General features: G+C 38.9%; 1 pseudogene. It reads right to left on the bottom strand.

The window, feature by feature from the left end:
• A pseudogene (locus SB772_RS44220) lies at positions 1–247 on the bottom strand (MFS sugar transporter); the annotation flags it as partial.

Genomic DNA, 247 nt, shown 5'->3' with positions numbered 1-247 from the left:
CAGTAGTACCATTTGTAATAAAAGTACGATTCCTTGAAATAAAAATACAAAACGTAACGATTTAACAGGATGCCGGTTTGCCATTTTCCCACCTGCTATGTTTCCAATTGCCACGGCAACCCCGTAAACTAAAAGTAACAATGAAATAGATCCTGATGAATACCCGCTAATTTCTTGGAGAATAGGAGCGAGATAGGTAAACAAAGCAAAGGTTCCGCCAAATCCTAGAGCAGTCATTAATAATGCC

Source organism: Paraburkholderia sp. SIMBA_030 (assembly GCF_046535245.1).
Lineage (GTDB): Bacteria > Pseudomonadota > Gammaproteobacteria > Burkholderiales > Burkholderiaceae > Paraburkholderia.
The sequence above is the reverse complement of the archived record's forward strand: the minus strand, read 5'-3'. Positions and strand labels throughout refer to the sequence as shown.